The organism is Gordonia marina (assembly GCF_052036135.1).
Lineage (GTDB): Bacteria > Actinomycetota > Actinomycetes > Mycobacteriales > Mycobacteriaceae > Gordonia.
Genome location: NZ_JBPSDN010000001.1, coordinates 98,744 through 117,362, shown reverse-complemented (window position 1 = coordinate 117,362; position 18,619 = coordinate 98,744). Strand labels below are relative to the sequence as shown.

Sequence of the window (18,619 nt, the reverse complement as noted above, 5' to 3'; positions counted from 1 at the left end):
CCGTCGAGGAGGCTTCTCACATGTCCACTCCCAATGCGTCCCCCGCAACAAGCACCACAACCAGGTCCGGTGCGAAGGTTGTCGTCACACGCACCGACGACGTCCGCGACGGCGCCGAGCCGATCGTCTCCGTGATGAGCGACAGTGCCGATATCATGGCTTTTACCCCGGCGACGGCGCTGGACCTCGCCCGGATGCTCGCCCGTGCCGCCACGACCGAGATCGCTGTGAAGATCCGGGTCACGAACTCGTACCCGGATGCGACCTTCACCCACGTCTACGACGTCACCGTGCCTGCGCCCCGCGATGACGAGTACGCCGACGACTGGTGCTACGACCACTTGTGGCAGTACACCGGCGAGGGGTCGCAATACGCGAACGTTCCTGCTGCGTATGAAGTCGAGATCCTCAGTGCGCCAATCGACTTCGAGCACCTCATCGGCCTGAAAGTCGATTCCTACGGGTAGCACGCCGGCAGAGCCGTCGACGGCCTCCACCTCGAACGATCACACCGAGGGAGGGCCCGTCATGACCACTATTCTCTGCGATCCCTGGATCGAGCGACACATCACCGCCGGCCGGCTATCGCCGGGAGCCCGCGGCATGAGCCGCGAGGCTGCCGCCGAGGCATACAACAGCGCAAACGGCCTGGTGCCGAGCGATGTCGACCACCTCTACACACCGACCCAAGCCGCTGAAGTCGCCCGCGAGTTGCTGGGCGACATTGGTGTCGAGATCCCCGACGGTGCCCGCGTAATGCTCACCGACGGCGACGGTGGGGCGAGGTGTTGGACCTTCCTCGTCGAGCCGAGCCAACTCGAAAACGCCTGCGAGCAACACCGACTCGTCACAGGTGAATCGATCAACTCCGACGCACTCGAAAGGGCACTCCCATGGGCATGAAGCCTTCTGTCGCCATCACCGAACCCGACCGCCCTCGCGTTTGGATCGGCTCCCTCGCCGCGTACAACGGGTCGCACGACGGCGTGCCGCGCCTGATCGGCGAGTGGTACGACGCGACCGACGCGGGCAGCGTTACCGTCGCCGACCTGCACAAGGGCACCGGCGTGCCGTATGACGACGATGACGAGCTTTACGTTCTCGATCTGGACGGGGACTGGCCGGTGCGCCGTGAGATGGACCCGACCGAAGCCGCGAAGTGGGGCGAGATCTACGAGGGGGTCGGTGCCGAGCAGTGGCCGGCCCTGTGCGCCTGGGTCCGTAGCGGCAGCTACATCGCCGAGGGTGACACCGACTTCCCTGTCCTGTCCGACTTCGAGGAGGCGTACTGCGGGTCCGGCTGGGACAGCTTCCAGGACTTCGCCGAGGACCTTGCCGAGGACATCGGCCTACTGTCCGATGTGCCCGAGAGCCTCCAGGCGTACTTCGACATGCGCGCCTGGGCCCGAGACCTCGCGTACGACTACATGACTGAGCGGGACGCCGACGGCAATCTGCACATCTTCAGGAGCCTGTGATGACCGACCTGACACCGCTCGACCTGGCCGTCGACCTCGTCCCCGAGGCGTGGCACGACGACATCGCCAACGATGCGGCCTCACAGGGCTGCCGGGTCGGCTACACCGCCGCGTCCGGCGGCCTGCGCATCGCGACGATCGAGCGGGTGCAACGTCATTTCGCCGAGCGCGAGGACGACGCCGACTGGCGGGCGCTGAGCGCCGGCCAGCAGCTCGACGAAGTGTTCCCGTCCTACAACGGCATTGGCTGGCCGGACCTGCTCGACGAGTTGGGTGTGGTGCCGGTCTACGTCCTTCCTGCCGACTGATAGCAGAAACCCCCTCACCTGGAATTGTCCAGGTGAGGGGGTTTCTTTTCCTAGTCCGGCGAGTCAGTCGCCGCTACCACCGCCTCGCTTCGGCATCATGCCCGCGGTCGCGGCGGTGATCGCCGTGGTGCCCAGGCCCGAGCCGGCCGGTCGCTGCGCTCGCGGCAGGCCGGTCATGCCGGTGCCTCCGCCGCCGCTCTGGCCGCCGGCGCTCTTGCCGCTCATCGACTCCCGCACGGTCCGTGCCAAGGTGCCCTGACCACGTCCCGCGCCCGACAGCCGTTGCTGCGCTGCCTGGACGGCGGCCATGCTGGCCGCCTGACGCACGACACCGGAGTCGCCGTCGCCGTCCGCCCGCAGGTTGCCCGGCCGCGGAGCCGCCGAGGTCTCCACCGGTGCCGCCGTCGGAGAGACCCCGCCGAAGTTGCCCAGGGCCCCGACCGGCACGCCGGCCGAACCCTCCTGGTTCGACAGGCCGTTGGCCATCACCCGGTCGGCCATCGCCTTCTGACCAGCGAGGTCGCCGGCGGCCTTCGCCGCGTTGGCGTTGGTCAGCGGGTTGCCGTTGCCGTCGGTGATCGGCGCACCGTCGGCTCCCAGCAGCTCGCCGCCGGGCCCGAAGCCGGTCACGTCGTCGGCCGTCAGCGGGGAACCACTGGCGCCGATGATCTCGCCTCCGCTGCCGTCGGTGAGCGGACCGTCGCCGCCGAGGAATCCGGCGGCCGTGGCCGCCGACCCGTCGGCGTTCTTGACCGGGTTGCCGGCGCGGTCCAGCAGGCCGCCGTCGGCATCCACGCTCATCGAGCCGTCCCCAGCACCAGGTACGCCCTCACCGGTTCCCTGCTCGACGCCACCCTCGCCGCCTTCTCCACCAGGAGCACCACCGGTCTCGTCACCTCCACCGCTGCCGCCGCGCATGATCGCGCTGGTCGCAGCCATGCCGGCGCCGCGGGTCAGACCCTGACGCAGCGCACCAGGCTGCGCGTCGGCTCCGCTGCTCACGTCAGTCTCCAGGAACTTGTTGAGCACCCGCGACATCGCGGCGTCGAAGCCCGCGATCAGGTGCGACCGGACCTTCACCGCGACCATCGTGAAGATGATGACGCCGATCGACGCGACCAAGGCGATCACCATGACCGCCGTCTTCGGGTTGTCGAACGCTTCGATCGCCAGGCCCATGCCGGCGCCGGCCAAGCCCACCGCCTCGTCGCCGTCGACGTCGCTCGCACGCGCCGAGAGCGGGCGTTCGAGGAGCGTCGGGACGATCATCATGAGCATCGTCATCAGCCTGTAAATGACGAGCGTGCCGATGATCTCGACGAGGGCGCTGGTCGCCGCGACGATGACCTTGGCGATGCCGCCGGTGAAGCCGAGGAGCGCAAACGGCGCGGCGCCGAGGATCGTCACGACCCTGCGAACCATGGCCGTCATCAGGCCGAAGGCGTAGAGGAAGCCGATCAAGGCGAACGATACGAGCAGAGTCATCGCCGAGAACCAGTAGACGAACGTCATCGCTCCGCCGCCGTGCAAGTTCGCCGACATGTGCTGGTCACGGGCGTACGCCGACGACGAATCGCGCGGCGAGAAGAGCTTCACGCCGGTGCTGCCATCCCAACTCGTGTTCAAGTAGTTGAACATCGACATCGGGCTCATGTTGCACCCGGTCAGCGGATCGGCCTTGCCGTCCCACCCATCGGCGACGACCTTCCACGAGGGGCAATACGCATCGGTGCCGCTCTTGAACTTCATGTCGAGGGCGTTCGCGCCCGGCTCGCCGGCCAGTCCGCGGTCGGGGAGGACCCCGATCAGCGGGTTCTGCATCTTGGACACATCCTCGGCCGTCATCTTCGACAACTTCGACGGGTCCGTGAGATCAGTGACCCACTTGAGCACCGTCGCGCCACGACCGTTCGCCGCTGCCTCGGTGAGGCCGCGCTTCACGCCGGTCTCGTATGCGCCGGCCGAGATCTGCTCACCGCTGGTGTACCTCTTGAGCAGGTCCAACGTCGATCCGAACGGATTGCGGCTCTCCTGCGGATTCGGAGCGGCGAGCTCCGAATCCATCATGCTCTCGTTCCACTCGACGTCCTCATCGCCCGACTTCGGACCGAACTTCTTCCACTCCGGCCTGATCTGCGCGTTGATCGCCAATGCGGCGCGTCGACCGTCGGCCACCGTTCGAGCAGTCGGCCCGTCGATCGCGCGGTCCCAGACCAGGTCAGGCGCGGTCTCGGGCAGGCCGAGACGCTGATCCGCCCACGCTTGGAAATCGACGACCGTCGACAAGGCCACCTTGGTCGCGTTCGACGACGCAGCGTTGTCCGCGCCGCCAGCCAGACCGCTCAGGATGCCGGTGTACAGGCCGCCGATCAGGGGGAGACCGATCGCAACGAAGGCGACGCGGATGCCCAACGTCTTGAGTCGGGAACCGGGGCTCTTCTTCCTGCTCAAGAGCAGGGCGATGACCGTGAAGCCGATGAGGCCGGGAACCGTCACGGTCCAGCTGAAATCGAGCAGCAGCACGAAGAACTTCGACAAGAAGTCCTTGATCTCGTCGAGGGTGCCGCTGTCGTCGCTGTACGACGCGTTGCCTTTCATGCCCTCGGTGTACGAAGCCGGTGTGCCGGCGTCGCGCAACGCATCGGCCATCCAGCTGAAGGGATTCAGCTTCTGGAGGACGCCCAGCACAGCGTCGAACACGGCATCGACGGCACCGGCGGCGGTGTACGCCGCCATGAGCGCCGTGCCACTCATGTAGCGGAAGCCCGACGATCCCTCGTCCTTGGCCGCCGACGAGTCGAGGCCGAGCGCATTGAGGGTCGCGCCATACAAAATGTACTGTTCGGCTCCCTTGTCAGCGGCGTCTGCCGCCGTCGAACGATCCAGCGACCTCACATCCAGAGTCGCGTCGTTCCGTGCGTCGCCGGCACCGAAGATCCACGACGACGACTCGCCCTTCTCCTTGTTCGGGGCCGCGATGAAACCACCGGCGGTCGCGCCCGACGACAGCAACGACGCCCATGCCGCCAGCCCTGTAGCCTCGGCGTCGTCCGTCGTGGTGGGGGCCTGCGACTCAGTCGCAGGCGCCTCGTCGCCACCACGGTCATCATCGCCGCCGTCCGGGGACAGGCCGTTCACATAGAAGGCGCTCAGCGATTCACCAGCACGCGCCAGGGACAGGTCCTGGACGGCGTCCTTGGTCTCGGTGTCGGCTTCCTCTTCCTTCTCAGTCTCGCCGAAGCCCTCTTCGGCCATGCACTTGAGGAACTCGTCCTTGTCCGCCGAGACCTCCTCGGCGGTGGCCTTGGTCTTGCCACCGGACGGCAGGCACTTCTCCGCAGCCTTCTGGAGTTCGGTGTCGTTGGTGTCGCAGCCGGCGGAGGGGACGTCGGGTGCCGGCGACGTGCTGGGAGCAGGGGTGGTGGTCGAGTTCGAGGTGTCGTCTTCGCGGCCGGTGTCCTCCTTGCCCATGCACAACGAGGAAATCTCCTGGTCCACGAGCTCGGCAAAGCCCTTGCCGACCTTGGACACCAGCGAGTCGGGCGGGGCGGCGGAGGCCGGCCCAGCGCCAAATACGACGCCGCCTGCAACGGCCACAGCAGCGATCAGGGCGCCCACGCGAGTGCGGGTGCGGGTCCGGGTGTTCATACTGCACCGCCGGACTCGCCCGGGCGCACGACGTTGGCCGCCAACCACTCGTCGAGATCAGACACTCGATACACGATCGACTTGCCGTTGACCTGCACGTATGCGGGACCGATGCCGCGCTTGCGCCAGCGCTCCAAGGTCGTGACCTTGAAGTCACCGATGTACCGACCCGCCTCGGCCGGCGACAGCGCACCCCTCAGGCGCGCGTCGTCCGGCGCAGAGCCGGGCGGTGGGGGAATGTCATGAGACATGAAAAACTCCTCGCCAAAGAACCTCGGCGAGGAGTGTGTTTGCCGCTGATACCCCTGTGATCAGGGACCTCATACGCACCGGTGTCGGGGAGCCCGCGGACGCTCCGGGCGGGGTCCGGGGCACCTGGCCCGGTCCGCTGGTCGGAGGCGATCCCGTGTGCGGGGGACGGCCGACGATGGTGACTGACGGTGTTTATCGTACCGGATCAGGCATTATGTGGCAATAGTCGGGAGCGAATCGCACAGACATGAAAGAACCCCGGGAACATCGGTTCCCGGGGTTCTGTTCGTTGATCGAGGGCCAGTCCGTTACTTGGCCACGCCCTTGAGTTCGAAGAGCTTGCCCGGCCGCGTGTCAGCGAATCCGAAGATTCGACCGTCCGTCGTAGTGACTGCCGTGACGCCCGCGCCGATCTGCTCACCCTCGATACCGGTCGCGGCCTTGCCGATCACCTTGCCGCCCGGACCCATCACTGTCGTCGCGTTCGCCGACTGGTCCACGACAGTGACGTCGTCGCCGTCGATGCGAAGCTGCAGCCAGTGAGGGTCGAGAGCGTCCGTGGGCGTGTGGCGCTGCCACAGCAGTGCCACAGTGCCGTCAGGCATCGCGATGATCTTGGACTGGCTACCCTGCCAGCCGTTCGTCGCCGTGTCGTTGGCGCCTGTGAACGTCGCCCCGATCGGATTGACGTCGCCGAGTTCGATCGTCCGCACAGTCTTCCACGTGGCGCGCCCGTCACGCATGTCGTCGAGCGTGTACGTCTTGCCGTCGCCCGACCCCGTGCTGGTCGCGCCTGCTGCGGTGCTCGCCGTACCCCTCGTCGCTGCTGGCTCGCCGTCGTCGCCGCACGACGTCGCAAGCACCAGGACGAGGACCACCGCGATGACGCCGAAGATCGCGTAGCCGACGATCATGCCGGGGCTCTTCCAGGTCGACTGCTTGTGTGTTGCGCGCATCGACGCACGGGTGCCGACCATGGCGACCAGCTCATCGTCGGTCGGTCTGCCACCAGACGCGCGTGCCGCGTCGTACTGCTGCTTGGGGCCTGCGGTTCCGAGCACGTCGCGTGCGAGTGCGACCCGCGCGCGGTAGTTCGGATTGACCGACTGGCCCTTCGTCTGCATATCGTCGAGCAACAGGATCTGGCCGTTCAGCCTGCCGTAGAGAGCCTCCGGCGACATCGACGGGTTAATCCCAGCGATCACCCCATACAGATCCGTCGGGTCATTCGGTGGCTGCGTCATGTCGTTCCCCTCGATGGTCGTTCGCGTATCGGCCGTATGCCTGTATACCGGCCGGGTCCGACATTTCCTGTCCGTCGACTTCATTCGAGCGGTATACGCTATGCCTCCAGTATGACCCGGAACCGGGTCACATGTCAAGCTGACCAGGCGTTTTGGTCGTGATTCAACCCGGTTTCGGGCTGTACGATCAAACGCATGACACTTGATGCCCTGTCCATCGCCGAGGTGGCCGACCGCCTCGACATGCCGCTGGAGCGGCTGCGGACGCGGGTGCGGCGAGGGCAGTTCCCCGAGCCCGACGTGATCATTGGCGCCGACTCGAAGCGCCCAGTGCGCGGATGGACCGCCGAGACCGTCGATGCGTGGGAGCGAAGTCAGCCGGATAAACGACCCGGCTAACCGCACGGGACCCTGAGTTGTCGGTGCTGCCAGCTAGATTGATAGCCGTCAGCACTAACACAGGGGGCTCTCGTGAACGTGAACTGGACTCGCGCCGACTACGTCGCAACGCTCCAGCGACTCTCACAGCACGTCAACCAGCTGTCCCAATGCACGGCGAGACTCAACTATCTGACTCGCCAGCGCGACGAGGTCAGTGAGTACAACAAGCTGGTCCCGGGTTCGCGCAAGAAGGCCGAAGACCGCGTGGCGGCGGTCAACGGGCTCATCCCAATCGAGGGTGTAGTCGTGGTCTGAATCCGCCGGCCTCGAGCAGGGACCTGGCGATGTAATTGGTGAGGTTGCGGAACCCGAGTGCGGAGCCTCGGAGGTGCTCGAGTCGTCCGTTGATGGCCTCGGTCGGTCCGTTGCTAGTGCCGGGCCGGTCGAAGTAGGCGAGCACGTCGTCGGCCCGCTTCTTCAACGTCCGTCCGAGTTTGGCGACCTCGACCAGGGCCGGCGGGACGCCGGTGCTGACGGAGTCGATCAGCGCGGTCATCAGCTGGCGGCCGCAGCGGCGGTCTTCATGGCGGTAGGCGGCGATCATGCGCTGGTAGATGCCCCAGGTCGCCTCGACCTCGACATGGGCATCGCCGTGGATGGCGGGGTCGAACAGTCGCTGTAGTCGGTCGATCTGCTTGTCGGTGAGCAGGCCAGCGCCGGTGGCCAGGGTCCGCCGTGCGGAGTAGAGAGGGTCGTCCTTGCGGCCGCGGTGGCCGTGGATGGACTGCTGCACCCGGCGGCGACACTCATCGAGCGCCTCGCCAGCCAGGCGCGTGACGTGGAACGGATCCATCACGGTCACTACGTCCGGGAGTTCCTCAACCGCAGCGGTCTTGAAGCCGGTGAACCCGTCCATCGCGATCACCTCGATCCCCTCACGCCAGGCCTCGTCACGCTCAGTCAGCCAGGTCTTGAACGCCTGCTTGGAACGGCCTTCGACCATGTCGAGCAGCCGCGCAGGCCCAGTGCCGTCACGGACCGGAGTGAGGTCGACAATCACGGTGACGTACTTGTCACCGCGCCGGGTGTGCCTCCAGGCGTGCTCGTCGACCCCGACGACCTTCACACCGTTGAGACGGTGCTCGTCATCGATAAGAACACGCTTGCCCTCGGCGAGAACGGCGTCGTTGGCGGTGTCCCACGCGACGTCGAGCGCCTCGGCGATCCGGGCGATCGTCAGGTGCTGCACGACCAGCGCTTCGAGTGCCCACCGCAGCCCGCGGCGCGAGAGCCTCGCCCGCGGCTCGGCCGCCCGGGTAGTGTCTTGGCGCCAGACGTGCCCGCAGCCAATGCAGCGGTAGCGACGCACCGCGACCTCGAGGACGGTGGGTCGCCAGCCCAGCGGCTCATGTGCAAGACGCCGGACGACGGTGTCACGAGGAGTCCCTTCGGCGCCGCAGCGCCGACACCACTCGTCCGATGTGAGAACCCGGCAGGCCAGCACCGCTCGGCCGGGCTCGAGGCGTTGGCCGGTGACGACGAGGTCAAGCTCGTCGAGTCGGCAGAATGTGGTCAAGTCCGGGCAGGTGAAGCCCGCCCGGACGGAAGCGTTGGGCATGTCGACAGTCGCCTCTCACCGTTCGTCCAGAAGGCGTTCTATCTCGCTTTCGCGCATACGTCCTGCCAGCAACGCGATCAGCGCAAGTACGGGTGGAGCGATGCCGGCGATGGTGAAAATCACCGGGATGGGTACGAGCAGCGAGAGCGGTCCTGCGACCGCGATCGAGACCGGCATGAAGGTTATCGAGACGAAGAAGTCGAGGCTCGCGACTCGGCCGATCATGTCGAGCGGCACCAAGCGTTGCAGCAGGGTTCCCCAGATGACGACACCGGCTCCGGTCGCTGCGCCGACGATGAACAGGGCTGCGAGCATCAGGATCAGATTGTCGGCGACGCCGATGACCGCGAGGGGGAGGGTTCCGCCGCCCCAACAGGCGATCATGAACGTGAGGTAGCGACGCGGGAGTTTCAGCGACGACACAACGAGTGAGCCGATAGCCCCACCGATGCCGAATGCGGCGAGAAGGAAGCCGAACGTGGATTCGGCGTCCTCGAACCTGTCGCGAGTGATGAAGGGCAGCAGCACTTCGATCGGTCCCTGGATGATGAGAGCGAGCGAGGATCCGAAAATCAGGGTCCAGAGCAACCAGCGGGTGTGAACCACATAGTTCACGCCTGCTCGAAGGTCGCCCCACACGCTCGTGTGCTGCTCCGGAGACGTGGCCGTGGTCGGCTCGTCGCGTCGGCTGAGGAACAGGGTGAGGATGAACGCGATTGCGTACGAGGCTGCGACGATGACGGCCCCGATGGCGGGGAAGAATATGCCGACGATGACTCCGCCGAGGGCGGGACCGAGGCCCTGCCCCAATGAGGGGCGGAGAGCGCCTTCGAGCCCGTTCGCTGCGAGGAGCTGCTCAGGCGGAAGCACCTGAGGTAAATACGCGCTGTAGGCGGGGTAGAAGAACGCGCTTCCTGCGCCCATCGCGAATGAGGCAACGCCGACGTGACACAGTTCGATCGTCTCGGTGAGGGACAGGACTGCCACCACGATCATCACAGCCGCGGTGCATCCCTGCACGGTGATGATGATGCGGCGTTTGGAGAACCGATCGGCGACAACGCCACCAAGGATCGAGAAGGTGAACAGGCCCAAGCTCATCCCTGTTGCGACCGCTGAGAGCGCGAGCGGGCTGTCATCGAGCGCGAGCACTTGGAAGACCATCACGATGGTCCACATCCCGGTGCCGAAGACCTCGATGCCGACCGCGGCGAACAGGAGGCGATAGTCCCGCGAAGCCAGTGGCCGCAGGGCACGTATCCGGTTGAGGTTCATTTCGCTCATACCAGGGCCTCGCCTTCGACCATCGAAGTCAGTTCGAGGCTCGGCCATTCGTCAACGTCACGGAGCAGCTGCCGATCGTGCGTTGACAGGACGACCGCCGCCGTGGTTGCTCCGAGCGCGTCGGTGAGTTCGTCAACGAGCGCGATGGAAAGGTGGTTGGTGGGTTCGTCCAGGAGCAGCACATGCGGGCGCATCGCGAGCACGAGCGCCAGATCGAGCCGGCGCTGCTGCCCCATCGAGAGCTCACCCACTCGTTTGCCCGCCTCGCGCGGGCGCAGCAGACCAAGCTGAGAGAGCCCGATCGCATCCGACTCCAGCAAAGTGCCTTCGGACACCAGCGCGCCGACGTGCGTGGCGTACACCTCGCTCGCTCTCCGCTCAGGCGGCAGGGTCGTCTCCTGATGGAGAAAGCCCAAGCGCGTGCTCCGAGGCGTTCGAACCGCTCCCGTGTCCGGCGCCAGCTCACCGCCGACCACGCTCAGCAGTGTGGACTTGCCGGCACCGTTCGGGCCGGTCACGACGAGACGGCCGCGGTGGGAGAGTGAGAACGACACTGGCCGGGTCAACCGCCCAGCGACGCTGACCTGATCGACGCTGAGGAGAACCGCCCCAGTGCGTGTGGGGAGGTCGGGGAACCGGAAGAGCTGAGGCGGTTCCGGCACGGTGACGGCGTGGGCTTCCAGTGCTTCCTGGCGTCGGTGCACGTTCTGCACGAGCCCGCTGGCCCGGGTGGCGCGCCCATGCTTGTTGGTGCCCTTCTCTGGTCTCCATCCCGAGACCAATCGGTTCTGCGCGGCGCTGAGACTGTCCTGCAGTCGAGCATGCTCGGCCTGCTGGCGGTCGTAGTCCTGTTCCCAGCGTTCCCGCTCGGCCAGGCGCCCCTCCCGGTAGCCGGCATAGCCATTCCCGTACACGCGCGGCCGATCGTCCGGCGTCGGGTCGAGGTCGACGATGGTCTCCGCGATGTCGGACAGCAGCGCACGATCGTGGCTGACGACGACAACACCCCCGCTCCGCGCTCGGAGCTGCGTGGCCAAGAACCCGAGCCCGCTTCGGTCGAGGTGGTTGGTGGGCTCATCAAGCAGGAGAAAGTCGTGATCGGCGCCCAGAAGGCACGCCAGCCGTACCCGATAACGCTGTCCCACCGAGAGGTCTGCGAGAAGCCTGGTCGTGTCCGTCTCCGCGTCGAGCGCTTCGAGCGCGATCTGCACGCGCCGTTCGGCATCCCACGCATCGAGCGCTTCGGCATGTTCCAACGCGGCCGCGTACTGCTCCTCCGCCCGGTCCGTGTTGTCCGCGAGAGCGAGAGCGGCGGCGTCGAGTGCCTCCAACGCGGCCAGAGGTTCGGCGATCGCCTCCGTGACCGCCTGTCCAACAGTTCGACTGTCAGTGGCGGTCATCTCTTGCTCGGCAACACCGATCGTGCCGATGCACTGGACTGTTCCGGAGTCCGGGGCCAGGACGCCAGCGAGCACCTGCAGGAGCGTCGATTTCCCCCGCCCGTTCTCGCCCACGATCGCGACACGCGATGAGAAAGTGAGGGTGAGGTCGACATGATGGAGAACGGGCGTGGCTCCGCGCATTAAAGACACGTCGGAAGCGATGAGCTGCGCGCGCTGGCGCGCCGGATGACGGTTTGTCGGGGTGAGCATTGAAGTCCTTCGAGACGACGCACCACCGGCCACGAACAGGCAGATAGGTACGCAACTGACGGCGACCCAGAAGGGTCAGAACGAGCGGCCGCCGCAGACTCGGAATACTCAACGAGCGCGGTGGGCCTACTCAGCCGTCACAGGAAGTACAGATGCACGGAAAAAGTGTACCGCATGCCGCCGGTATGTCTTCCTGCAGCCGATCTGCTGCCACGTTAGGCGACGGACGGGGCCCAGCTGTTCGACTGGCTGGCACCTCGAACTCGACCACGCAGTCCTCGTCTAACATTGCCGAACCCCGCGCCCGCAACCACTGGTCCCGCCGGTATGGCTGAGGGTGCCCTGCGCAACGCCGCGACCCGATGGGCTTGGCCCACGAGTCGTCTGAGCGGCCGCGTCACCGCGCGCCGCGGCACGTCGAACGGGTCGTCAAAGGCGATCAGTGGTCGGCTCGAGCACCTCCGCGCGAGCGCGCTCGGGTCTCGCATTCTCACCAAGCACATCGCCAGGAGACTGCCCACGTCCGAAGGCCAAGGCCCGACTACACCCTTGATTGGGATGAGCCGGTCAACGCCGAGATCCAGCACACTCGACAGATCGAACAGGGAGCAATCGCCAAGTTTCGACAGTTCTACTTCGGCATCGGTGGCCCGGAGTTCTACCCTGTCGACTACCTCAACGGCTACGCGATCACCCAGGTCGCGACGCTCATCGCCCAGCATCGTGCGGACTCGGTGGGTGAAGCCCTGCGCTTCCTCCTCCAACAAGAGGAAGCGCAGGGCCAATACCGCCAGGCGCAGGCCGCTGCCGACCGCCGCCACCGGCAGAATCTGCAACATCGACAGGATGTGGCGAACCGCGCGATCTTGTGGGACATGTGGCGCGACTGGCCTTAGTCGACGAACCCCGTCGTCGTCGTCTTCGTCGTCTTCGGCACCGACTCGCCGACTAGCCGCTGGTCACGCGCACGCTGCTCCGCCGCCTCGTCGCCGGTGCGGGCGTAGAAGTCGTCCGTGGCATGTCGTACGTCGCGGAGCACCTTCGCCCGCTGCGCGTAGGCGTCGAGCTGACCGTGCGTAGCGATGTACCGCACGAACTCCGGGCACCCCTGGGCCGCCGCCGCGACCGGCGCTTCCATCTCCGCGATGTCCTCGGCCTTGAGCGGCTGCGACCAAGCCCTGCGATCTGTGGACGCACGCCACGCGATGAAGCGGTCGAAGTGCCCGGTGTCGAGTAGGAAGTCCCGCGCTGGCACCGGTAGGGACCCACCGACGGCGGCCTCTCCACGCGCTGCCTGCACCGCGTCGCCCCACGAAACGCCGTAGTAGTCGGCCATCGACCGCGGCTCCTCGCCCCTGGCGCGTTTCCGATCGACGTAGGCGCTGTACTTCTCCTCAGCGAACTGCTCGTAGCCGCGGGCTGCACCCTCCTCGTGCGTCGACAGGAACCTCAGTGCATCGTCGGACAGCGCGGCCAGCGGCCCGCTGGTCGGCCGCTCGACCGGCGCATCCATCGCGTCGCGCTTCGCCGACGCCCACTCGCGCAGTTCGGCGGTCTGCTGCCGCTGCTCCATGTACAGGACCAGCAACCATGCGAGTCCCTCCATGACGCTCTGCGACTGGGAGATCCGCCGTGCCGCCACCTCGACGTCGCGGTCGAGACGGTCCTCGACCCGCTCGGCAACGGTGTCGATCCACTGGTCCGTCTTGGTGCGGTGTCGGGCGGCCTTCCGCTCGATGCTCGCGTTCAGCGCGCCCCGAGTGTCCACCCCTGCAGGCGATCCCGCTTCGCGGCCTCGGCCGCTCGCTGCTCCTCGACCCGCTCCCGCGCCGCCTGGGCCCGTTCCTTCGCCCGCTGCTCCGTCTGGGCCCGCAGAGCCGCCTCGTCGCGCTTCGCCTGCCGCAGCCGATCCTTCTCCCGCTGCCGCATCGACGTCTGCGCCGCCGCGGCCCGTGCCGACGACCGCCGTCGCTCCTGCATCCACTCCAGGGACAGCTGTGCCGCCGCGACCGGCGTCAGCTCCGGTTCCGGTGCCGGCCGCCGCGATGCTTGCTCTCGCAACTTCTTCTGTCGCTCGGCTCGGCCCATTTTGAATCTCCTTCTGTCGGTCGGTGATCGACCCCTCGATCGCCTGATAGGTGTAGTCGGTGCCGAGCACACTGCCGGCCCGTGACATCTTGTAGGTCTTGCCGCCGCTCGACTCGAACCGGCGAACTCGGCCCGCGTCGTCGAGGACTGCGAAGCTGACGGCGTGGTTCGGGTTCGTCTTGTTCGGCTTCTTGTAGCGGACGTCGACGCCGCGTGCGCGCATCTGCTTCTTGAAGACGGCCATCGAGTCGACGCCGTCGTCGTCGAGGACACGGTCGACCTCATCCCGAACCCAGGCTTGCCAGTTCTCTTCGGTGACCCCGAGGTGATCGAGACCTGTGTGCTCGGGGATCTCGACCCCGCGTCGTCGGAGCCAGACGCTCTCCTTGGTCTTCGACACCTCGCCGGGCTCGGCGACCCGCAGGCCGTTCTCTTCCATCAACTCGTCGTTGATCGACTTCACATCGCTGTAGACGAAGCCTTTGCGGAGCGCTTTCAGGGTCGTCATGTCGTGATTAAGGATGAAGACGTGCGCGTGGAGGTGAGCCTTGTCGGCATGGACGCCGACCACGCACGGGCTGTTCGGCGCGACGCGCTTGGCGAGTTCGTAGGCCAGTTCGAGGACCCGTTGCTGGTGCTCGGGATTGTTCACGTCGAACTCGTCGGGCGGGAAGCTCAGAGTAAGCAAGGCTCCTTTGCGCGGACGCCGCTTGTCGTATGGTGCGAACATTTCCTCCGCAGCGACCACCGTTGCCTCTCCCGCCGCGATGCCGGGCGGCAGCAACGTGAAATCGCTCCTGAAGGCGACAGGTCGAAACACCTGATCGGACTTCTTCACGCGGCCGACGATCACGTACATGATCGGCCCGCGGATGCCAATCGCGGACTCAGCCAGGCAGATGCTCATGGACCTGCTCCTGGATCTCGGCCACCAGCTGGCGGAGTTCCGCCACGAGCTGCTGGAGCTCTACGGCTTCGCCGCTGTTGACCCGCCTCGCGATCTGGTTCGCGTTGTTGCCGAGCCTGTTGATTGCGGCGGTGCTCTGGGTCAGGATCGACGCCCACCGTGCGGTCTCCGACCGCACAGGACGGCTCCTGGGCTCCTCACGGACAGGCTTGCCGACCTCACCCTTGGCTTGCTGCTTCTTGACGTAGCGGTGCGTCATGCCGATCGCATGGCGGATCGCCGACGAGGCGCTGTCGGCGCTGTAGAAGTCCTGGATCTCGTCGATGGCGGCTCGCTCGTCGTCCTTGACGCGGACGTGGACGATGGTCGATTTTGCGGACACGGGTTCCCTCGCAGAATGGTGCTGTGCGAGAGACCGGGGTGTCCTTGGAACCTATCGGCGGCTCGACCCGGACGGGCCTCAAGTGCGGAACCTACGCGGCTCCTGGGGTTCTTGCCCCTACCTGATTCGTCGTTGATGCTACCTCAGCTGCGCAGTGGGAAACAGCACGGCTAGAAACGCACAAGTGTGTGACACTTGCCCGCTGCGCGGGCCTCCTATCACTTGTGCCCTGCTAAAGGGAGGTGGCCTGCGGCCCCTCCCTCTCGGCCTGACGGCCGATTCACCCTCCCTGCGGGTGCTCGCACTCCGCGCTGCGCCTGGACCGCGTGCGCCTCGCTGGCCGGCCGATGGCAGGCCACCTCGACCCGCGACATGTCGACCGCTCGGAGGTGCGCGGGCGTGGACCGTGATACCCGGCGGCGGTTACGGCCGTCGAGAGAAGCGCGCTCGTGACGCAGGCCGAGGCTTCGCCCGTCCCGCTCGGGCGGCGACTACTGGATGGCCCCGGCCCTGACGGGCCCGGGAGGGCACTGCGCACTCGCTCCGCTCGCACGCCGCACCCAGGAAAGAGCCCGCGCCGAATGGCTGCGCGGGAGCCGGCCTCATGAGTGCAGTCAAGGTGGGTTCGGCCCGGTGACGCCGGCGGCTGGGTCCGCGGCGACGTCGTGATCGTCGGATCATCACAGAGTCCCGTGATCAGCCGCGCCCGGGGTCTGCGGGACGGTGACGGGGGTCCGGGCCCAGTCGGTCACGGTCGACGTGCCCGTCGAGACGAGTCGGGAGGTGTCGACGCGTTGGGAGAGGGCGGCTCTGCGGGTCGGACTAATCAGACACCTGAGTAGCGGCCTGGACAAACGCAGAGGCGGGCTCGCAGGGGCCCAGAACAAACTTCCGGCACTTTGCACGGGCCCTCCGCGGCCGGGTGTCAGCCCAGGTCGCCGCCGTGGGCGCCCACAGACGACGACACCCCGCCACCAGCAGGTGGCGGGGTGTCGGTGACGGGGGTGCTGCTACCGGCCGCTGACCACGGTCAGGGCCGGAGGCCCCTCCCGATCGGCGTCGTCAGCAGCGGCCTTGAGCCAGCCGGTGATGGTCGAGCGCGACCGGCCGACAGCCTCGGCGATCGCGACCTTCGAGGCGCCCTGCTCATCGAGGGCGAGCACGGTCGCCAGCTCGTCGGGGGTCGCGTTGACCTTCGTCGTGGCGACGAGTTCGGCGGCACGTGCGCGCCACAACTCGTCACCGGCTCCGGCCAACTCGTCGGGCTCGTCACCCATCTCGTCACTGGGGGTGACGAGTTCGTCGGCAACTCGACGGTAACTCGTCGGCACCGACGAGTTACCGTCGACAGACCACTTCTGCCCAGCTGTCGACGGCGCCTCAGTCGGCAACTCGTCGCTCAACTCGTCGGGGGTGTCGACCAACTCGTCACCCTGAACGCCCAGCTCAGCGGGGTGACGAGCAGGAAGTGACGAGTTGGCGACGACCTCGACACCCAACTCGTCACCTGAGGTGACGAGTTCGTCGGACAACTCGTCACCGGCGTCCTCGAACTCGTCGGTAACTCGACGGACCGTCGAGTTACCGACGACAGACCGCCTCTGTCCGGCGGTCGACACCGCTTCGGTCGGCAACTCGACGGCCAACTCGTCGGGGGTGACGAGTTGGGTGACGACCTCGTCGGTCGAACTCGTCACCTCTTCGGCGGTCCGGCTCGCCCGCTCACGGTCCGTTCGGATCGTCGAGTGGACATCCCACAGACCGATCGTTGCGGCAATGATCGGCACGTCGATGATCAACGGCGCCATCCAGGCGAGAGCCGTCGGCAAGCCGACGATCGTCGCCCACACGTAGACCAAGCCGATGTAGCTCGTGACCAATGCGATCGACCCGACGAAAGCGGCCGAGACGACGATGAAGGCTCTGACAGCCCCTCGATTACGTCGACTGGCGACGGCCACCATCTCCGTCATGACGGCGACCGCCACCGGCACCAGGACGATCGCGGCGATCGGCACGCCGACCGGCACACCGCCCCGGTCCGTGCCTGTCGTGATGTCGGCGCCCCAGACCGCCCACACGTGCAGCGCGTTGCCGATCATCGACAGCAACAGGAAGCCGGCCAGGATCGCAGCGTAGAACCCCCAGCGGTGCTCCTCCGGGGTAGCGGTGGTGTTCTTGTTCATCGCAGCGTCCCGTTCTCAGCCGCACGCCGGATCTGCATGTCCCAGCCACGAGTGCACCCGAACTGGTTGCAATGGAGGCCTTTCTCGTGCAGAGCGGCGTGCTCCTGCTCTTCGATGTGCTTCTCGATCTTCAGTTCCATGAGATGCGCGTGCATCTCCTCCGCTTCCACCTGCGCGAAGGTCTCTGCGACATCGCGCACGTGCGCCTGGCCCTCCAGCGTCCGCTCCCACCGACGGACCCGGTCTGCCTCCCGTCGGGAGGCCGCGGCACGCTCGGCGCGCTCTCGGGCGGCCGTGGCCTCCCGCTCGGCCTTGCGCATCTCCTCACCCTTCGCCGCGAGCGCTTCGAGCGCCCTCCAGTGGTTGATGTAAACCTCGCGGTGGTCGCGGTGAACCGCCAACAGCGTCATTTCGCCCTCGTAGACCATGCGCTTGATGTCTCGGTACAACAGGCTCTTGACCGGCGTGCCGCCGTACTTGGCGAGGAACTCCTCGAAGTCGAAGGACGCGACGACCTCGTGCTCGGTGCCGTGCGGCAGGTACTTGACGTAGTCGCGCCACGCCGTCGCACCCACCAGCGGGATGACCTTGAATCCCGGGAACAGCGCCTCGACGACGTGCAGGTCGCGGACCTCAGTGAAGCGGATGGCGCACTGGAAGTGGTCCTCGGTGCCGGCGCAGTCGACGCAGCCGGTCGAGGCGCCGTGCCGACCGAAGACCCACGCCTTGAGCGGCAGGTCGCGGAGGGTCCGCTCCAGCACGCGTGCGTCGACGGCGGCCAGGCTCTTGTTCTGCCGGACGAGCCCGAACATCCGGCAGCGCTTGCGCTTCTTCGGGGTCGGAACGTCGGTGCTGGCGCGCTGAGAGCGCGCCGGGGTACGATCTGAGTGTTGGCGAGGCATCCGCCAACTCCTTTCTTGAAGAGCACCTGGGCCCGACAGCCCAGGTGCTTTTTCTTTTCAGTTCTGTGGTGCAGGGGGGTCAGCCGGCGTCGGCCAGGAAGGCTTCGAGGTCCTCGACGCGGTACAGGACGAGCGTCGGGGAGACACGGCGAAACTTCGGACCCTGGCCTCGATTGCGCCAATTCCTCAGCGTTTTCGGCGCGACGCCGATCGCTTGGGCGGCCTCGGCCGCGGTGAGGGCCAGACGGGGAACAGCGGTGGCGGTGTTGGTAGCAGACATCAGCCCGCT

17 protein-coding genes and 1 pseudogene are annotated in these 18,619 nt (G+C 66.7%); 7 read left to right on the top strand and 11 right to left on the bottom strand.

Going from position 1 to position 18,619, the window contains the following annotated elements; genetic code table 11:
* The first annotated feature begins 20 nt into the window (after window positions 1–20).
* From ACSEEN_RS00450 to ACSEEN_RS00435, 4 genes are all read left to right on the top strand, one after another.
* Window positions 21–467 (top strand): hypothetical protein, encoded by a 447-nt coding sequence (locus ACSEEN_RS00450; RefSeq protein WP_440711950.1) that lies wholly within the window; start codon window positions 21–23, stop codon window positions 465–467.
* Between the two features lie 61 nt (window positions 468–528).
* The gene (locus tag ACSEEN_RS00445) at window positions 529–903 is read left to right on the top strand and encodes a hypothetical protein (RefSeq protein ID WP_340410638.1); all 375 of its coding nucleotides are present in this window, start codon (window positions 529–531) and stop codon (window positions 901–903) included.
* On the top strand, window positions 900–1,478 hold the full coding sequence (locus tag ACSEEN_RS00440; RefSeq protein WP_440711949.1) for an antirestriction protein ArdA: 579 nt from the start codon (window positions 900–902) through the stop codon (window positions 1,476–1,478). The genes ACSEEN_RS00445 and ACSEEN_RS00440 overlap by 4 nt, the downstream gene beginning before the upstream one ends.
* Entirely contained in the window at window positions 1,478–1,786 is a 309-nt protein-coding gene (locus tag ACSEEN_RS00435; RefSeq protein ID WP_440711948.1) for a hypothetical protein, read from the top strand. Before ACSEEN_RS00440 ends, ACSEEN_RS00435 begins: the two co-directional genes overlap by 1 nt.
* A gap of 63 nt (window positions 1,787–1,849) precedes the next feature.
* Here ACSEEN_RS00435 and ACSEEN_RS00430 read toward each other — a convergent pair whose 3' ends face one another.
* The 3 genes from ACSEEN_RS00430 to ACSEEN_RS00420 all read right to left on the bottom strand — a co-directional run bounded on the left by ACSEEN_RS00430 (window position 1,850) and on the right by ACSEEN_RS00420 (window position 6,930).
* On the bottom strand, window positions 1,850–5,434 hold the full coding sequence (locus tag ACSEEN_RS00430) for a hypothetical protein (protein ID WP_440711947.1): 3,585 nt from the start codon (window positions 5,432–5,434) through the stop codon (window positions 1,850–1,852).
* Window positions 5,431–5,685, bottom strand: coding sequence for a helix-turn-helix transcriptional regulator (locus ACSEEN_RS00425; protein WP_440711946.1), 255 nt, complete (start codon window positions 5,683–5,685; stop codon window positions 5,431–5,433). The genes ACSEEN_RS00430 and ACSEEN_RS00425 overlap by 4 nt, the downstream gene beginning before the upstream one ends.
* Window positions 5,686–5,994: 309 nt before the next feature.
* A complete protein-coding gene (locus ACSEEN_RS00420) occupies window positions 5,995–6,930 on the bottom strand; it encodes a hypothetical protein (protein ID WP_440711945.1) in 936 nt (311 codons plus the stop codon).
* A 195-nt stretch (window positions 6,931–7,125) separates the two neighbouring features.
* Between ACSEEN_RS00420 and ACSEEN_RS00415 the strand changes: the two genes are divergently transcribed.
* The gene (locus ACSEEN_RS00415) at window positions 7,126–7,329 is read left to right on the top strand and encodes an XRE family transcriptional regulator (protein WP_440711944.1); all 204 of its coding nucleotides are present in this window, start codon (window positions 7,126–7,128) and stop codon (window positions 7,327–7,329) included.
* A gap of 72 nt (window positions 7,330–7,401) precedes the next feature.
* Window positions 7,402–7,626 carry a hypothetical protein gene (locus ACSEEN_RS00410; RefSeq protein ID WP_440711943.1) on the top strand — a complete coding sequence of 75 codons (225 nt, stop codon included), beginning with the start codon at window positions 7,402–7,404 and terminating at the stop codon, window positions 7,624–7,626.
* On the opposite strand, the gene ACSEEN_RS00405 is transcribed toward ACSEEN_RS00410, so the two are convergent.
* From ACSEEN_RS00405 to ACSEEN_RS00395, 3 genes are read right to left on the bottom strand one after another with little or no spacing between them, the layout of a single operon-like run.
* Window positions 7,595–8,929, bottom strand: coding sequence for an ISL3 family transposase (locus ACSEEN_RS00405; RefSeq protein ID WP_246997549.1), 1,335 nt, complete (start codon window positions 8,927–8,929; stop codon window positions 7,595–7,597). The two genes, ACSEEN_RS00410 and ACSEEN_RS00405, sit on opposite strands and share 32 nt — an antisense overlap.
* A 15-nt stretch (window positions 8,930–8,944) precedes the next feature.
* Window positions 8,945–10,213: an MFS transporter gene (locus ACSEEN_RS00400; protein WP_132064188.1), complete on the bottom strand. Its 1,269-nt coding sequence runs from the start codon at window positions 10,211–10,213 to the stop codon at window positions 8,945–8,947.
* Window positions 10,210–11,865: an ABC-F family ATP-binding cassette domain-containing protein gene (locus ACSEEN_RS00395; RefSeq protein ID WP_246997545.1), complete on the bottom strand. Its 1,656-nt coding sequence runs from the start codon at window positions 11,863–11,865 to the stop codon at window positions 10,210–10,212. The genes ACSEEN_RS00400 and ACSEEN_RS00395 overlap by 4 nt, the downstream gene beginning before the upstream one ends.
* A 405-nt stretch (window positions 11,866–12,270) precedes the next feature.
* On the opposite strand from ACSEEN_RS00395, the pseudogene ACSEEN_RS00390 reads away from it, so the two are divergent.
* A pseudogene (locus ACSEEN_RS00390) lies at window positions 12,271–12,405 on the top strand (ISL3 family transposase); the annotation flags it as partial.
* Window positions 12,406–12,757: 352 nt separating this feature from the next.
* Here the strand turns inward: ACSEEN_RS00390 and ACSEEN_RS00385 are convergent.
* The 5 genes from ACSEEN_RS00385 to ACSEEN_RS00365 form a co-directional block, all read right to left on the bottom strand.
* The gene (locus ACSEEN_RS00385; RefSeq protein ID WP_440711942.1) at window positions 12,758–14,860 is read right to left on the bottom strand and encodes a relaxase/mobilization nuclease domain-containing protein; all 2,103 of its coding nucleotides are present in this window, start codon (window positions 14,858–14,860) and stop codon (window positions 12,758–12,760) included.
* Window positions 14,841–15,242 carry a plasmid mobilization relaxosome protein MobC gene (gene mobC / locus ACSEEN_RS00380; protein WP_440711941.1) on the bottom strand — a complete coding sequence of 134 codons (402 nt, stop codon included), beginning with the start codon at window positions 15,240–15,242 and terminating at the stop codon, window positions 14,841–14,843. Before mobC ends, ACSEEN_RS00385 begins: the two co-directional genes overlap by 20 nt.
* 1,010 nt (window positions 15,243–16,252) lie before the next feature.
* A complete protein-coding gene (locus ACSEEN_RS00375; RefSeq protein WP_440711940.1) occupies window positions 16,253–17,428 on the bottom strand; it encodes a hypothetical protein in 1,176 nt (391 codons plus the stop codon).
* Window positions 17,425–18,240 (bottom strand): hypothetical protein, encoded by an 816-nt coding sequence (locus tag ACSEEN_RS00370; protein ID WP_440711939.1) that lies wholly within the window; start codon window positions 18,238–18,240, stop codon window positions 17,425–17,427. Before ACSEEN_RS00370 ends, ACSEEN_RS00375 begins: the two co-directional genes overlap by 4 nt.
* A 169-nt stretch (window positions 18,241–18,409) precedes the next feature.
* Window positions 18,410–18,610: a helix-turn-helix domain-containing protein gene (locus ACSEEN_RS00365; RefSeq protein ID WP_440711938.1), complete on the bottom strand. Its 201-nt coding sequence runs from the start codon at window positions 18,608–18,610 to the stop codon at window positions 18,410–18,412.
* Window positions 18,611–18,619: the final 9 nt, after the last annotated feature.

What these genes read in the sequence shown, in the direction of transcription:
- ACSEEN_RS00450 (WP_440711950.1), top strand. Translation starts at nt 21, where the DNA reads ATGTCCACTCCCAATGCGTCCCCCGCAACAAGCACCACAACCAGGTCC.
- ACSEEN_RS00445 (WP_340410638.1), top strand. Translation starts at nt 529, where the DNA reads ATGACCACTATTCTCTGCGATCCCTGGATCGAGCGACACATCACCGCC.
- ACSEEN_RS00440 (WP_440711949.1), top strand. Translation starts at nt 900, where the DNA reads ATGAAGCCTTCTGTCGCCATCACCGAACCCGACCGCCCTCGCGTTTGG.
- ACSEEN_RS00435 (WP_440711948.1), top strand. Translation starts at nt 1,478, where the DNA reads ATGACCGACCTGACACCGCTCGACCTGGCCGTCGACCTCGTCCCCGAG.
- ACSEEN_RS00430 (WP_440711947.1), bottom strand. Translation starts at nt 5,434, where the DNA reads ATGAACACCCGGACCCGCACCCGCACTCGCGTGGGCGCCCTGATCGCT.
- ACSEEN_RS00425 (WP_440711946.1), bottom strand. Translation starts at nt 5,685, where the DNA reads ATGTCTCATGACATTCCCCCACCGCCCGGCTCTGCGCCGGACGACGCG.
- ACSEEN_RS00420 (WP_440711945.1), bottom strand. Translation starts at nt 6,930, where the DNA reads ATGACGCAGCCACCGAATGACCCGACGGATCTGTATGGGGTGATCGCT.
- ACSEEN_RS00415 (WP_440711944.1), top strand. Translation starts at nt 7,126, where the DNA reads ATGACACTTGATGCCCTGTCCATCGCCGAGGTGGCCGACCGCCTCGAC.
- ACSEEN_RS00405 (WP_246997549.1), bottom strand. Translation starts at nt 8,929, where the DNA reads ATGCCCAACGCTTCCGTCCGGGCGGGCTTCACCTGCCCGGACTTGACC.
- ACSEEN_RS00400 (WP_132064188.1), bottom strand. Translation starts at nt 10,213, where the DNA reads ATGAGCGAAATGAACCTCAACCGGATACGTGCCCTGCGGCCACTGGCT.
- ACSEEN_RS00395 (WP_246997545.1), bottom strand. Translation starts at nt 11,865, where the DNA reads ATGCTCACCCCGACAAACCGTCATCCGGCGCGCCAGCGCGCGCAGCTC.
- ACSEEN_RS00385 (WP_440711942.1), bottom strand. Translation starts at nt 14,860, where the DNA reads ATGAGCATCTGCCTGGCTGAGTCCGCGATTGGCATCCGCGGGCCGATC.
- ACSEEN_RS00375 (WP_440711940.1), bottom strand. Translation starts at nt 17,428, where the DNA reads ATGAACAAGAACACCACCGCTACCCCGGAGGAGCACCGCTGGGGGTTC.
- ACSEEN_RS00370 (WP_440711939.1), bottom strand. Translation starts at nt 18,240, where the DNA reads ATGTTCGGGCTCGTCCGGCAGAACAAGAGCCTGGCCGCCGTCGACGCA.
- ACSEEN_RS00365 (WP_440711938.1), bottom strand. Translation starts at nt 18,610, where the DNA reads ATGTCTGCTACCAACACCGCCACCGCTGTTCCCCGTCTGGCCCTCACC.